Below are 13913 nucleotides of genomic sequence, written 5' to 3'. Positions count from 1 at the left end.
CACCGGTTTCTGTCAATAAACTTTTTTCCATGAGTACTTCATGTTCAGAACCCTTTATAACAAGATTTCCTCGACCTCTATTCGCGAGGAGGCTGCGCAGTCGCATGTTCGCTCGGAGGACGAACAGTTTCTTCTGAAACTCTGCAACGCCCCGGTCGATGAGGCGTTGCGACTCATGGAGAGCCGCGTTGATGGTCTCGACAGCCAAGAGGCGTCGAAAAGGCTATCGAAATACGGCAAAAACGAAATATCCCTAGCCACCCGCCCCTCCTTCTTGCAGGATATTCTGCATCGCCTTTCCAGTCCACTTGTTATCCAGCTCGTTCTGATCGCCGTCGTGTCGGGCGTCACCGGTGACATGACCTCTTCTGCCATCGTCGGCATGATGATCCTGTTGAGCGTCGGCACTTCCTATGTGCTCGAGCGCCGTTCGGGCAATGCGGTCGAGGCGCTCGGCAAGCGCGTGCAGTCACGCGCGCACGTCATTCGCAACGGCCTCGAAGCCGAGGTGCCACTCTCGGAACTGGTGCCGGGCGACATCGTGCAGCTTCAGGCCGGATCGGTCATTCCCGCCGACCTCCGGCTCATCTCCGCGAAAGATTTCTTTGTCGGCCAGGCTGCGCTGACCGGTGAAACCATGCCGGTCGAAAAGAGTGCCGACGCTGGCGAAACCGGCAATCTCGGCATTCTCGAACTGCGCAACGCCTGCTTCCAGGGAAGCAGCGTCAGCAGCGGTTCGGCGCGTGCGGTGGTGGTCAACACCGGCAGTCGCACATTCTTCGGCGCTATCGCCGAGCGGCTGAACCAGCGGCGCGATGAGACCGACTTTGACAAGGGCATCCGGTCGTTCACCTGGCTGATGATCCGCTTCATGGTGGTGATGGTGTCAACGGTGTTCCTGATCGTCGGGCTGACCAAGGGAAACTGGCTCGAATCGCTCTTCTTCAGCCTCTCGGTGGCCGTCGGCTTGACGCCGGAAATGCTGCCGATGATCGTGACGGTCAACCTGGCCAAGGGCGCGTTGAGCATGGCTCGCAAGAAGGTGATCGTCAAGCAACTCTCGTCGATCCAGAATTTCGGTGCAATCGATATTCTCTGCACCGACAAGACCGGCACCCTGACGCAGGATCACGTGCTGCTTGAAATGGCGGTCGATGTGATGGGCGAACAGAGCGACAATGTGCTGCGCTACGCCTATCTCAACAGCTTTTTCCAGACCGGCCTGCGCAACCTGCTCGACCGCGCGGTGCTGGATCATCAGGAGTTCGCGGTCGATGGTAACTGCAAGCTCATCGATGAGTTACCGTTCGATTTCCAGCGCCGCCGCATGTCGGTAGTGGTCGATTATGAGGGCGATCACGTGCTGATCTCGAAAGGGGCTGTCGAGGAGATTTTCGCCTGCTGCGACCGCTACCAGATCGATGACGAAATCTACCCGCTCATCGGCATGATCCGCGACGACCTGTTCGAGGAGGTGGCGGCGCTGAACAATAACGGCTACCGCGTGCTCGCCATCGCCTACAACGAGTTCCCGCCCGACCGGAAACGATTCACCCACGACGACGAGAAGAACCTGATTCTGCTCGGCTACATCGCGTTCCTCGATCCGCCAAAGGATTCGACCGCTCAGGCACTGGTGAAGCTTCGCGAGGCTGGCGTCAAGGTCAAGATTCTGACCGGCGACAACGCTCTCGTGACCCGCAAGATTTGCAAGGATGTGGGCATGGCGGTCAACCGCGTGGTGACGGGCGACGAGCTGGCCCGCCTGTCGCCTGATCTGTTCGGCAAGGCGGTCGAGGAGGCCGATGTGCTCGCCAAGCTCTCGCCGTTGCAGAAGGAGGAGGTGGTGCAGTCGCTGCGCAAACAGGGGCACGTGATCGGCTTCATGGGCGACGGCATCAACGACGCGCCCGCCCTGCGCGCCGCCGACGTGGGTATTTCAGTCGATTCGGCGGTGGACGTGGCCAAAGAGTCCGCCGATATCGTGCTGCTCGAAAAGAGCCTCATGGTGCTCGATGACGGCATTCTCGAAGGGCGGCGCGTTTTCACCAACATCATCAAGTACATCCGGATGGGGGCCAGCTCGAACTTCGGCAACATGTTCAGCGTCGTCGGCGCGAGTTACCTGCTTCCGTTCCTGCCGATGCAGCCGATCCAGATTCTGCTCAACAACCTGCTCTACGACTTTTCGCAAACCGGCATTCCCACCGACAACGTGGACGAGGAGCAGGTCAGGAGTCCGCGCAAGTGGGACATCGGCAACATCAAGTGGTTCATGATCGTCATAGGTCCGATCAGCTCAATTTTCGATTACGCCACCTTCGCCCTGATGTGGTTTTTCTTCAACTCGAAACTGTTCATCGATCCGGCGGCGACCGGCGCGGCCAAAGCCCACGCCGTGCAGCTCTTCCAGACCGGCTGGTTCGTCGAGTCGCTCCTGACGCAAGCGCTCATCGTGCACATCATCAGGACGCGCAAAATCCCGTTCCTGGAAAGCCACGCCTCGCTGCCGATGCTGCTGACGACGCTCGCGGTCATGGCGATAGCCGTCTGGCTACCGTACTCGCCTTTCGCTTCGCTCTTCGGGATGGTGCCGTTGCCGCTGGCCTATTTCGGCTGGATCGCGCTGTTCCTGCTGAGTTACGCAGCATTGACTCACAAGATCAAAACCTGGTTTTTCAAACGTTTCGGAGGTAACTGAACATGTTAAAAAGCGTTCTCGACGCCCTTGAAAACGGGCGGCTGGTCGAGCTGCCCGACAACGACAAGAGCGACGCCTTGCAGTTCCTGGCCACAATACTCGAAGCGGTACCCTCGATTCCGGCGGGTTCCAATATCGTCGAAATCGTGCTCGAACACGAAAAAAACTCCAACACCTCGCTCGGCTTCGGATGGGCCTGCCCCCACGCGCGCGTAAACTTCGACGGCGACCTCTGCTGCGCCATCGGCTGGAGTCCGGCGGGGATCGATTACGGCATCGCGGGCGAACCGCTCGTGCGCTTGGTGGTGATGTTTTTCGTGCCCGAAAACCAGCGCAACACCTATCTCAAGGAGGTTTCGACGCTTGCGCGGGTGCTGAAAAGCAACCCGGAGTTTCAGAATCTCGAACCGATTGGCGACCTCGACCAGGTAAGAAACACCCTGCTCGACATGACGCATCAGGCGATGAGCGAAGGCGGCAAAAACTACCGAGCCAGGATGATCCAGCTCGACACGCTCACCAAAAGCGCAGGGGATGCCGGGCACTACTGGCTGAAGGGAATGCAGATCGACGCCCTGCTGGTCGTTGCTGGACCGGATATAAAGCCGCTGGTTTTGTCACAAAATGCGGAACTCTCCAGACTCGCCACCCAGGACACCCAGCTCGTCCCCGCCATCGCCTCCGGCAACCACTACGAACTGCAAGGCTGGCAGATCGTGCGGAGAAGCTCAACTGCGTATGCAGGAGAGCGGGTGATTTACGACTGTCTGGCCATAAAAACCCGTCAGGGGCAAGGCGCTCCGGAAGCTGGAGGGTGAGTGATACGGCAGCTGTCCCGAAAGCCGAAAGCGCCGTGCTGGAGTGATAAGGTGAGCGTTATACCGGCACTCCGGCCGTAAAACTCTTAACAATTGCCCCGGACTTTAGTCCTGGGTGTACAGGTAAAGTAAAACAAATAAGGGCTTTAGCTTAATCTCTCGTATTGAGGTCTGTGCGATTTATTGTGGCCGAAGTAATAAAGACAACGAAAAAGCACTCTTGCCCGATTTTGAGGTCACCGCAGACAGCTTAGAAATTTCAGCGCGATATGCGCTTCAGGAAACGAAGTCTTGATTGACTGAATCAGAAGGTCTTCGTCGAGGGGGCCAAAATTGCCAGAGTTCACCAGAAAATCGGCCCTGTCGTTTCCTTAAACTGATTCATACTGCCTCAGGCTATTTTTTCTCTGGACTTCAACTCTCCACCGTTCGGGTTCCGATTCCGAATCCCACCAGACGACCATTTGTTCCGACATTATTGCCCCTGTTTTGATTTTGCATCCTTGACGCTCCTTTTTGGAGCGTCAAATTGCGTGCCAGACACGCTCTTGCCGAAAAACGCACGATTCGGGGCGGACGGAGCGGTCGTTAAGGGTTTATCCGGTTTCAAAATACAAGCTGTTCCGGAGCGCAAGCTTGCAATTTTCAAGAAAAACTGTGCTACCCGAAACACACGACGCGACTTGCCGATCCGAGCAACAGGGTCTGTAAGATAAAGTGTGTAAACGGTCGTAGTTTCCTATCATTGAAAAAGGAGCAAAACTATGACCAGAAAGAAAAACAAGACCCCGGACATTCAGGGCGAGCTGATCGGGCAGCTCGGCTATCCGAAGCATCTTGCCCATCGTGCCCAACACCGGCAACAGCCACAACGAACACGGCATGAGCGTCCGCGACATGCAGGCCATGTTGCTGGAAAACTCTACCAGCTCGAAGTCTCCGAAGTGCTCATCAGCAGCGTGACCGACGCGGTGCTCGACGACGTGCGCGCCTGGCAGAGCCGCCCGCTCGAGGCGCAACGTGCTGAAAACCAAAGGCTCGTTTCCGGCCGACGAATCGATTATCAAGCTGATCTATCTTGCCATGCAGAATATTGCCAAAAAATGGACGATGCCGCTATGCAACCGGGGGGCGGTCATCAATCAGTTTTCCATTACATTCGAGGGAAGGGTGACTCTATGAAAACGACCGTTGACACACCTCGCTGAACAGGCTCGCTTCATCATTGATTTTATCATAATTTTTTCAGCATTGACTACTTCATACCATATCGGCAACGTCGTGTGTGCCATCATCGAGCGCGAGGGCCGGTTCCTGATAGCCCGAAGGCCCTTGGGCAAGCATCTTGCGCGGAAATGGGAGTTTCCGGGGAGCAAGGTGGAGACCGGCGAATCGGAAGCCGAAGCACTCGAACGGGAGCTGATAGAGGAGCTTGGCGTCCGCATGGAGATTGTCGAACGCCTCATGCCGGTCGAGCACTGCTACGCCGACCGGTCGCTCCGGCTGATTGCGTTTCACTGCCGTATCGCTGCTGGCGCTCCGAATGCCGGTGAGCACGAGGAGCTGCGATGGATCGACATCGGCGAGGCCGACGACTACGATTTTCCGGAGGCCGATTTGCCCATTCTTGCCGAGTACCGGCAGAAAATTGCCGCATCTGTACAGTCGTTGCCCGGCAAGCGGCGCGGAACAGCGTGATCGCAACGGAGCATTTCGCTTGCTCTTGTTGTCTTTATGGTGACTTGCAGATACCTCATCACCCATCAATCAAATACCCCATGCTGATCCTGAGTAAACTGCTGCCGCTGCTGGTGCTGCCTCCGGGCATTTGCCTCCTGCTTGCTATTGCGGGCCTGCTTTTCAAGCGCCGCTCCCTCGTCTGGATTTCCCTCGCGCTGCTTTGGGCGCTGAGCCTGCCAGTCGTCGGCCAGGCGCTGATGCATCGGACGGAGGAACCCTGGCATCGCGTGCCGGTCGAGCAGGTGCGGAAAGCCGACGCAATTGTGGTGCTGAGCGGAATGCTTCAGCAGATTCATGGTGCGCCTCTCGGCGAATTCGGAGAGGCGGCGGATCGTTTCGAGAGCGGGATTGATCTCTTCAAGGCGGGCAAAGCTCCGGTTCTCGTCTTTACCGGCGGCCAGATGCCCTGGGATCCTGACTGCGTGCCCGAAGGCGAGCTTCTAGCTGCACGAGCGCGGTTGCGCGGCGTGCCTGCCGGAAGCATCCGCCTGACCTCGACGGTGGCCAACACCGCTGGAGAAGCGCTCGCCACGGCCTTGCTCCTCGGCGTGTCACCCGGCAAGCCGAAGCGGATCATTCTGGTGACCAGCGCGTTTCATATGCAGCGAGCGCTGATGCTTTTCATGGCGGCGGGCTTCGAGGTCGAACCCTGCCCGGTCGATTTCTGGGCAACCGATCTGAAGAGCCGGACGACGCTACTCGATTTTATTCCCAGTGCCAATGCCATGAACGACTCGGCGACGGCATTACGCGAAATGATCGGTCAAATTGTTTACAGCTCCGGAATGCGATTCATGACATTGGCCAGGTGACGCGCCACATGTTTTGCTGCGCCCGCGAGGGTGAGAATTGTCGAGTCGATTGATCGGTCGTTTTTCAAAGTTTTTTATATTTGAATCGAAAATTAGCGTATAAATGATTATTTGGTATTTGCTTGCATCGCCAGACCAAGGATAAGACGGTTCAATGGCGTACATTCCAGCTGAATACAACTACTTGATTTGTTTGCGATGACCAATGCGCTTAAAAAGGATGGCTGCTGGTATGCCGTTTACGTTCGCTCCCGCTACGAGAAAAAAGTGCACCAGTACCTCCTGGAAAAGGGACTTTCCAGCTTTCTCCCTTTGATTGAAACGCTCAGGCAGTGGAGCGACAGGAAAAAGAGGGTCGAAGAGCCGCTCATCAGGGGTTACGTTTTCGTGAATATCAACTATCACAAAGAGCATGTGCATGTGCTCGAAACCGATGGCGTGGTGAAGTTTATCGGTATCGGCAAGACGCCGTCGGTGATTTCCGAGCGCGATATCGACTGGCTGAAGCGCCTCGCTCACGAACCCGACGCGATTGGCGAGACTGTGATTTCGATTCCTGTCGGCAAGAAGGTTCGCGTGCTGGCCGGGCCGTTCAAAGATATGGAAGGCGTGGTCAAAAAAGAGGGTCGGGAAGAGCGGCTCTTGGTCTATTTCGACAGCATCATGCAGGGCGTGGAAATCACGATTTCGCCGGAGCTGCTCGCGCCAATTGAAAAGGGCGCGTCCGGGCAGGCGGTCGAAGGGAGCAAAACCGGCGACCATGAGGTAGAGTCTGCTATCAGGCATTTGGCTCACTCCTGAGTTGCAAGCATGAGCGCCCAAAACCCCTTGTCCGGCGCAGGATCACTCGATGGGTCGCTTCACCGGATTTTCGGATTCCGCTCCTTTCGGCCCAACCAGGAGGCGATTGTCCGGGCATTGATGGATGGGCGTGACGTCTTCGCCGTTATGCCGACTGGTGGCGGCAAGTCGCTCTGCTACCAGCTTCCGGCGGTGCTCATGCCGGGCACGGCGATAGTGGTCAGCCCGCTCATTTCGCTCATGAAAGATCAGGTCGATGGGGCGCGAGCGAACGGCATCCACGCGGCTGTTCTGAACAGCTCGCTCGACTTCGCCGAACAGTCCGCCGTGCTCCGCTCACTCCAGTCTGGCGAGCTCGATCTGCTCTACGCTGCGCCGGAACGCTTCGCGCTCGACCACTTCCGCGATATTCTGCGCCGCTGCCGGATCAGCATGGCGGTGATCGACGAGGCGCACTGCATCTCCGAGTGGGACCACGATTTCCGGCCTGACTACCTTGCCCTCTCCTCGATTCCCGAACTTCTGCCCGGCATTCCGGTTGCGGCTTTCACCGCCACTGCAACGGAGCGGGTGCAGCACGACATCGTCGGCAAGCTCCGCCTGCGCGATCCGTTCGTACTCCGAGCTTCCTTCGACCGCCCCAATCTATACCTATGAGGTGCGCTTCAAGGAAGCTGGCGAAGCGCAGCTCGTCTCGATCCTGAAAAAGTTCGCGGGCCAGTCGGGCATCATTTATCGCACCAGCCGCAAAAGCGTCAACGATACGGCGGCCATGCTGCAAAAGCGTGGATTCCGCGCCTTGCCGTACCACGCGGGGTTGAGTGATAAGGAGCGGCACGACAACCAGGATGCGTTCATCCTCGACGAGGTCGAGGTCATCGTGGCGACCGTTGCATTCGGCATGGGTATCGACAAATCGACTGTGCGCTTCGTCATCCTCGCCGACCTGCCGAAAAGCATCGAGAGCTACTACCAGGAGACTGGCCGCGCCGGACGCGACGGCGAGGCGGCCCGCTGCATTTTGCTCTTTTCGCAGTCCGATATTCCGAAGGTGCGCTTCTTCATCGACGCAATGATCGATGAAGCGGAGCGCCAGCGGGCGCTCGACTCGCTCTCAAAGGTGGTGGCATTCGCCTCCTCGACCGCCTGTCGCCGCCGGATGCTGCTCGACTATGTCGGCGGGTCTGTAAGATAAAGTGTGTAAACGGTCGTAGTTTCCTATCATTGAAAAAGGAGCAAAACTATGACCAGAAAGAAAGACAAGACCCCGGACATTCAGGGCGAGCTGATCGGGCAGCTCGGCTATCCGAAGCATCTGCCCATCGTGCCCAACACCGCCAACAGCCGCAACGAACACGGCACAAGCGTCCGCGACATGCAGGCCATGTTGCTTTGGAGCTCTACCAGGTCGAAGTCTCCGAAGCGCTCATCAGCAGCGTGACCGACGCGATCAAGCTGATCTATCTTGCCATGCAGAATATTGCCAAAAAATGGACGATGCCGCTATGCAACCGGGGGGCGGTCATCAATCAGTTTTCCATTACATTCGAGGAAAGGGTGCCCCTGGTGCCTCTATGACAACGACCGTTGACACACTTGGCTGAACAGGCTCATGAAAATATTTATTGACTTTTATGCTCGAGAGCACTTGCGCTCTTGATTTAATAGCGGGGAAAATGTAACTTGATTGCAATTTTTCATGAACTGGCTCGACAACCGATCCATTGCAATGCCGTCTCAGACTAAACATCACTCCATGATCGCAGCCTCAGGGCACAGGGAGGCCTCACGACCTGAAACACCTGCGGCAAGAAGCTTCACGGCACACCACACCCCCCTCCTCTCCGGTATTACCCTTACCGTATCGGTACCGCTTGTACACGTACGAATTATCGTAGCCTGACCCGCCGTCAGCCCGTTTCCAGGTCCATCGTATTTTCCGCGACAATACATCAGACTTCAAGGCTTCGGGACAGGCAGGCCCGGACTTTTGTTTTTCTTTGTTTTTCAATTACTAACCATCGACTTGACCCATGAGATCAGATACCATAAAAAAAGGATTTGAAAAGGCTCCGCACCGCAGTCTCCTCAAGGCAACCGGATGCGTTTCGACACGAGATGATTTCTCGAAACCGTTCATCGGCATCTGCAACTCCTTCAACGAGCTGATTCCGGGCCACGCGCATTTGCAGGAGCTGGGCCGCATCGCCAAGGAAGCCGTGCGCGAGGCTGGCGGCGTGCCGTTCGAGTTCAACACCATCGGCGTCTGCGACGGCATTGCGATGGGCCACGTCGGCATGCGCTACTCGCTGGCCAGCCGCGAGCTGATCGCCGACTCGGTCGAGACCGTCGTCGAAGCGCACCGGCTCGACGGCCTGGTCTGCATCCCAAACTGCGACAAAATCACCCCCGGCATGATGATGGGCGCGCTCAGGACGAACGTGCCGGTTGTCTTCGTCTCAGGCGGGCCGATGAAGGCCGGGCACACCCCATCGGGCAAAACGGTCGATCTTATCTCGGTTTTCGAGGCGGTCGGCAAGTGCAGCACCGGCGAAATCACGGAGGATGAACTCCAGACCGTCGAGGAGTGCGGCTGCCCAGGATGCGGCTCCTGCTCCGGCATGTTCACGGCCAACTCGATGAACTGCCTCTGCGAAGCGCTCGGTTTCGCGCTGCCCGGCAACGGCACGATCCTTGCCGCCGATCCGCGACGCAACGAGCTGGTCAAAGCCGCTGCCGGACGCATCATCGATCTGGTGAAGAAGGAGGTTCGCCCGCGCCAGATTCTGACCCGTACGTCGATGCTCAACGCCTTCGCGCTCGACCTGGCGATGGGCGGCAGCACCAACACGATTCTGCACACGCTGGCCATCGCAAGCGAAGCTGAACTCGACTTCGACTTCTCGGAGCTGAACGACCTGTCAGCCAAAACGCCCTATATCTGCAAGGTGAGCCCGGCAACCACCGAGGTACACATCGAGGATGTTGATCGCGCGGGCGGCATTTCGGCCATTCTGAAGGAGCTGTCGAAGGTTGAGGGGCTGCTCGACCTCTCCGCCCCGACCGTCACCGGCAAGACGCTCGGCGAGAATATCGCCAGCGCCGAGGTGCTCGACCGCACGGTGATTCGCTCCGTCGAGGAGCCGTATTCGACCACCGGCGGTCTGGCAGTGCTCTACGGGAACCTTGCGCCGAACGGCGCAGTTGTCAAAACCGGCGCGGTCAGCCCGGCGATGATGAAGCACACCGGCCCGGCGAAGGTCTATGACTGCCAGGACGACGCCATTGCGGGCATTATGAATGGCGACGTCAAGTCGGGCGATGTGGTGGTGATCCGCTACGAAGGCCCGCGCGGCGGCCCCGGGATGCCGGAGATGCTCTCGCCAACCAGCGCCATCATAGGCCGCGGCCTCGGCGATTCAGTCGCGCTCATCACCGACGGGCGCTTCTCCGGCGGATCGCGTGGCGCCTGTGTAGGTCACGTCTCGCCCGAAGCCGCCGACCGCGGCCCGATCGCGGCGGTACAAACCGGCGACATGATCACCATCGACATACCGGCTCGTTCGATGACGGTAGCACTCGATGACGAGACCATCCGCCAGCGCATCGAGGCGTTGCCAAAGTTCGAGCCGAAAATCAAAAAAGGGTATCTGGCACGATACGCACGAATGGTCACCTCGGCCAATACCGGTGCGGTTCTGAAAAACGATTTTTAACTAATATGAATATGGGGCTGGCCATTGCGCTTCCGGATGACTCGCCTTTCCATCGATCAACAGGATTGAACCATGCATAACAACGGAGAGAAACTGATCGGATCCGAAATATTTTTCGAGTGTCTAAGGCGTGAAAACGTCGAATACATCTTCGGCTACCCCGGCGGGGCATTGCTGAAAGTCTATGAAACCCTGCACGATGTCGAGGATATTGAGCACATTCTGGCGCGCCACGAACAGGGTGCGACCCACATGGCCGAGGGCTACGCCCGCGCCACCGGCAGGCCCGGCGTGGTGCTGGTCACCTCCGGCCCCGGCGCGACCAACACCGTCACCGGCATCACCAACGCCTACATGGACTCCACGCCGCTAGTGGTCTTCACCGGCCAGGTGCCGAGTTCGCTGATCGGCAACGACGCCTTTCAGGAAGCGGACATCGTCGGCATCACGCGGCCGATCACCAAGCACAACTTCCTCGTCAAGGATGTGCGCGAGCTGGCTACGACCATCCGCAAGGCATTTTACCTGGCCACCAACGGACGGCCAGGCCCGGTGCTGGTCGATATGCCCAAAGATGTGCTGAACGCCGAATGCACCTTCGAGTGGCCGGAGAACGTTGACATTCGAGGCTTCAAGCCGACGATCAAGTGCCACGCCAACCAGGTCAGCAAAGCGGCGAAAATGATCGCCAAAGCCAAGCGTCCGCTCTTCTACGTCGGCGGCGGCGTCATCAGCGCGGAGGCATCGGCGGAGCTGCGCAAGCTGGCCATCGACCAGCAGATTCCGGTCACCATGACCCTGCAAGGACTCGGCGCGTTCCCCGGCGACCATCCGCTCTCCATGGGAATGCTCGGCATGCACGGCACCTACTGGGCCAACCAGGCGGTGAGCAACTGTGACCTGTTGATCGCCGTCGGTGCGCGCTTCGACGACCGCGTCACCGGCAAGGTTGACACCTTCGCCACCCATGCGTACAAAATCCACAACGACATCGACCCGACCAACGTGGACAAGAACATCAAGGTCGATCTGCCGGTGGTCGGCGACTCGAAGGACTTCCTCGCCTCGCTCATCGAAGCGATGCCGAAATCGAGGGAGGATCGCAGCGCGTGGCTCGCCGAAATCGAGAAGTGGCGCAAGCAGTGTCCGCTCGACTACGAGATCGAGCCGGATTCGCTCAAAACCGAGTTCGTCATCGACGAGGTCTCCAGGCAGACCAAAGGTCACGCGGTGGTTGTTACCGACGTCGGCCAGCACCAGATGTGGACGTCGCAGTACTACAAGTTCACCGAACCGCGCTCGATCATCACGAGTGGCGGACTCGGCACCATGGGCTTCGGCCTGCCGTCGGCCATCGGCGCGGCCTTCGGCGTCACCGACCGGCCAGTGTTGCTCTTCAGTGGCGACGGCGGTCTGATGATGAACATCCAGGAGATGGTCACGGCGGTTTACAACAAACTGCCGATCAAGATTTTCCTGATCAACAACAGCTACCTCGGCATGGTGCGCCAGTGGCAGGAGCTGTTCCATCAGGAGAAGTACACCTTCACCGACCTGGCGTCGAGCAACCCCGATTTCGTCAAGGTTGCCGAAGCCTTTGGCTGCAAGGCGATGAGCGCCAGCAATCCGGAAGCAGCGCGCGCCGCCATCACCGAAGCGCTCGCGTACAACGACGGGCCAGTGCTGGTTGATTTCAGGGTTATCCGCAAGGATATGGTTTTTCCAATGGTACCCGCCGGCGGCTCGATTTCAGACATGCTGTTGGCCCGGCTGAATCCGAAAACAATGGTTTAAGCTACTTCTATGAAACATCTTATATCCGTTCTGGTCGAGAACAAGTTCGGCACGCTGAACCGGGTTGCCGCCATGTTCAGCGCTCGCGGCTTCAATCTCGAAAGCATCTCCATCGGCGAAACCGAAGACCCGGAAATTTCGCGCATGACCATCGTGACGCGGGGCGAAGACCGCATCATCAGCCAGGTGCTCAAGCAACTGAACCGTCTGATTGATACGATCAAGGTGACCGACCTCACCCATCAGCCGCACGTGGAGCGCGAACTGCTGCTTCTGAGCCTGAAACTCAGCAAATCCACGCAACACGAGATTTTCGAGCTGGCCAATGTTTTTAAGGGAAAAGTCGTGGATATAAAGCAAAAATCCATTACTATTGAGTTCGTTGGTTCACCCGACAAAATCAACACGGCCATCGACCTTTTCAGGCCTTTCGGCATCCGTGAACTCGCCCGTTCCGGCGCGGTAGCCATCCATCGCGGCGAGAGCTGAAGTTTTTTATGTACGTCCAAAACCAGTCAACACGAATATGTCAATGAATATCTATTACGAGCAGGATGCCGATCTTGCGGTACTGCAGAACAAGAATATCGCCATTCTCGGCTACGGCAGCCAGGGCCACGCTCATGCGCTGAACCTGAAGGACAGCGGCATGAACGTCTGCGTCGGCCTCAAGACCGACAGCGCCTCCTGCGCCAAGGCACGCGAAGCGGGCCTGAAGGTTGACACTGTGGCCGAAGCGGTCAAATGGGCCGATATCGTCATGATTCTCCTGCCGGATCAGACCCAGAAAAGCGTTTACGACAACGAAATCGCGCCGAACCTGAAATCGGGCGCGACGCTCGCTTTCGGCCACGGCTTCAATATTCACTACAAGCAGATCGTGCCGCCGGCTGACGTGAACGTCATCATGATCGCGCCCAAAAGCCCCGGCCACCTCGTTCGCCGCACCTACACCGAAGGCAACGGCGTGCCCTGCCTCATCGCGGTGCACCAGGACGCTACCGGCGACGCCAAGGCAATTGCGCTCGCATGGGCAAAAGGCATCGGCGGCACCAAGGCTGGCGTGATCGAGACCAGCTTCAAGGATGAAACTGAAACCGACCTCTTCGGTGAACAGGCCGTCTTGTGCGGCGGTTCGGCTGAACTCATCAAGGCCGGATTCGAGACCCTCACCGAGGCGGGCTATCCTGCCGAGCTGGCCTACTTCGAGTGCATGCACGAGCTGAAGCTCATCGTTGACCTTTACTACGAAGGCGGCCTGTCGCGCATGAACTACTCGGTCAGCGACACCGCCGAGTACGGCGGCATGACCCGCGGCCCGCGCGTCGTCACTTCCGCCGCGAAAGCCGAGATGAAGAAGATTCTCGAAGAGATTCAGGACGGTCGCTTCGCAAAAGAGTTCATCGACGAATGCAACTCCGGTTACAAGAAGATGAACGAGTTGCGTGAGAGCAACCGCAACCACCCCATCGAAGTCGTCGGCGCGAAGCTGCGCGGCATGATGAGCTGGCTGAAAAAGAAATAAGCGGGA

Annotated in this window: 11 protein-coding genes and 2 pseudogenes; all 13 read left to right on the top strand. The window is 57.9% G+C overall.

Features of this window, described 5'->3' with window-relative positions:
• The first annotated feature begins 40 nt into the window (after positions 1–40).
• Positions 41–2701, top strand: coding sequence for a magnesium-translocating P-type ATPase (mgtA, locus tag AYT24_RS02945; RefSeq protein ID WP_010932315.1), 2661 nt, complete (start codon positions 41–43; stop codon positions 2699–2701).
• 2 nt (positions 2702–2703) lie between these two features.
• Positions 2704–3519 carry a PTS sugar transporter subunit IIA gene (locus tag AYT24_RS02940; protein ID WP_010932314.1) on the top strand — a complete coding sequence of 272 codons (816 nt, stop codon included), beginning with the start codon at positions 2704–2706 and terminating at the stop codon, positions 3517–3519.
• An 879-nt stretch (positions 3520–4398) separates the two neighbouring features.
• Positions 4399–4532: pseudogene (locus AYT24_RS10720) on the top strand (transposase); the annotation flags it as partial.
• A 238-nt stretch (positions 4533–4770) separates the two neighbouring features.
• Entirely contained in the window at positions 4771–5217 is a 447-nt protein-coding gene (locus AYT24_RS02930; RefSeq protein ID WP_226986851.1) for a (deoxy)nucleoside triphosphate pyrophosphohydrolase, read from the top strand.
• Positions 5218–5297: 80 nt separating this feature from the next.
• Positions 5298–6071: a YdcF family protein gene (locus AYT24_RS02925; RefSeq protein ID WP_010932310.1), complete on the top strand. Its 774-nt coding sequence runs from the start codon at positions 5298–5300 to the stop codon at positions 6069–6071.
• Positions 6072–6269: 198 nt separating this feature from the next.
• Positions 6270–6872, top strand: a complete 603-nt coding sequence (locus AYT24_RS02920; protein ID WP_010932308.1) for a UpxY family transcription antiterminator — start codon at positions 6270–6272, stop codon at positions 6870–6872.
• Between the two features lie 9 nt (positions 6873–6881).
• Positions 6882–8052 (top strand): annotated as a pseudogene (locus AYT24_RS02915) (RecQ family ATP-dependent DNA helicase); the annotation flags it as partial.
• Between the two features lie 63 nt (positions 8053–8115).
• Complete coding sequence (locus tag AYT24_RS02910; protein WP_010932307.1) at positions 8116–8313, top strand: transposase; 198 nt, start codon at positions 8116–8118, stop codon at positions 8311–8313.
• Positions 8310–8450 (top strand): hypothetical protein, encoded by a 141-nt coding sequence (locus AYT24_RS02905; protein WP_164926781.1) that lies wholly within the window; start codon positions 8310–8312, stop codon positions 8448–8450. Before AYT24_RS02910 ends, AYT24_RS02905 begins: the two co-directional genes overlap by 4 nt.
• 455 nt (positions 8451–8905) lie before the next feature.
• Complete coding sequence (gene ilvD / locus AYT24_RS02900) at positions 8906–10588, top strand: dihydroxy-acid dehydratase (protein ID WP_010932306.1); 1683 nt, start codon at positions 8906–8908, stop codon at positions 10586–10588.
• Between the two features lie 72 nt (positions 10589–10660).
• Positions 10661–12382, top strand: a complete 1722-nt coding sequence (gene ilvB / locus AYT24_RS02895) for a biosynthetic-type acetolactate synthase large subunit (RefSeq protein ID WP_010932305.1) — start codon at positions 10661–10663, stop codon at positions 12380–12382.
• A 9-nt stretch (positions 12383–12391) separates the two neighbouring features.
• Positions 12392–12871 carry an acetolactate synthase small subunit gene (gene ilvN, locus AYT24_RS02890; RefSeq protein ID WP_010932304.1) on the top strand — a complete coding sequence of 160 codons (480 nt, stop codon included), beginning with the start codon at positions 12392–12394 and terminating at the stop codon, positions 12869–12871.
• Positions 12872–12914: 43 nt separating this feature from the next.
• Positions 12915–13907 (top strand): ketol-acid reductoisomerase, encoded by a 993-nt coding sequence (gene ilvC, locus AYT24_RS02885; RefSeq protein ID WP_010932303.1) that lies wholly within the window; start codon positions 12915–12917, stop codon positions 13905–13907.
• Positions 13908–13913: the final 6 nt, after the last annotated feature.

This window comes from Chlorobaculum tepidum TLS, assembly GCF_000006985.1.
GTDB lineage: Bacteria > Bacteroidota > Chlorobiia > Chlorobiales > Chlorobiaceae > Chlorobaculum > Chlorobaculum tepidum.
Note: the sequence above shows the minus strand (reverse complement) of the source record. Positions and strands in the feature narration are given on the sequence as shown.

Excerpts from the sequence above, each read along its gene's own strand:
- mgtA (WP_010932315.1), top strand. The coding sequence starts at position 41 with ATGTTCAGAACCCTTTATAACAAGATTTCCTCGACCTCTATTCGCGAG.
- AYT24_RS02940 (WP_010932314.1), top strand. The coding sequence starts at position 2,704 with ATGTTAAAAAGCGTTCTCGACGCCCTTGAAAACGGGCGGCTGGTCGAG.
- AYT24_RS02925 (WP_010932310.1), top strand. The coding sequence starts at position 5,298 with ATGCTGATCCTGAGTAAACTGCTGCCGCTGCTGGTGCTGCCTCCGGGC.
- AYT24_RS02920 (WP_010932308.1), top strand. The coding sequence starts at position 6,270 with ATGACCAATGCGCTTAAAAAGGATGGCTGCTGGTATGCCGTTTACGTT.
- AYT24_RS02910 (WP_010932307.1), top strand. The coding sequence starts at position 8,116 with ATGACCAGAAAGAAAGACAAGACCCCGGACATTCAGGGCGAGCTGATC.
- ilvD (WP_010932306.1), top strand. The coding sequence starts at position 8,906 with ATGAGATCAGATACCATAAAAAAAGGATTTGAAAAGGCTCCGCACCGC.
- ilvB (WP_010932305.1), top strand. The coding sequence starts at position 10,661 with ATGCATAACAACGGAGAGAAACTGATCGGATCCGAAATATTTTTCGAG.
- ilvN (WP_010932304.1), top strand. The coding sequence starts at position 12,392 with ATGAAACATCTTATATCCGTTCTGGTCGAGAACAAGTTCGGCACGCTG.
- ilvC (WP_010932303.1), top strand. The coding sequence starts at position 12,915 with ATGAATATCTATTACGAGCAGGATGCCGATCTTGCGGTACTGCAGAAC.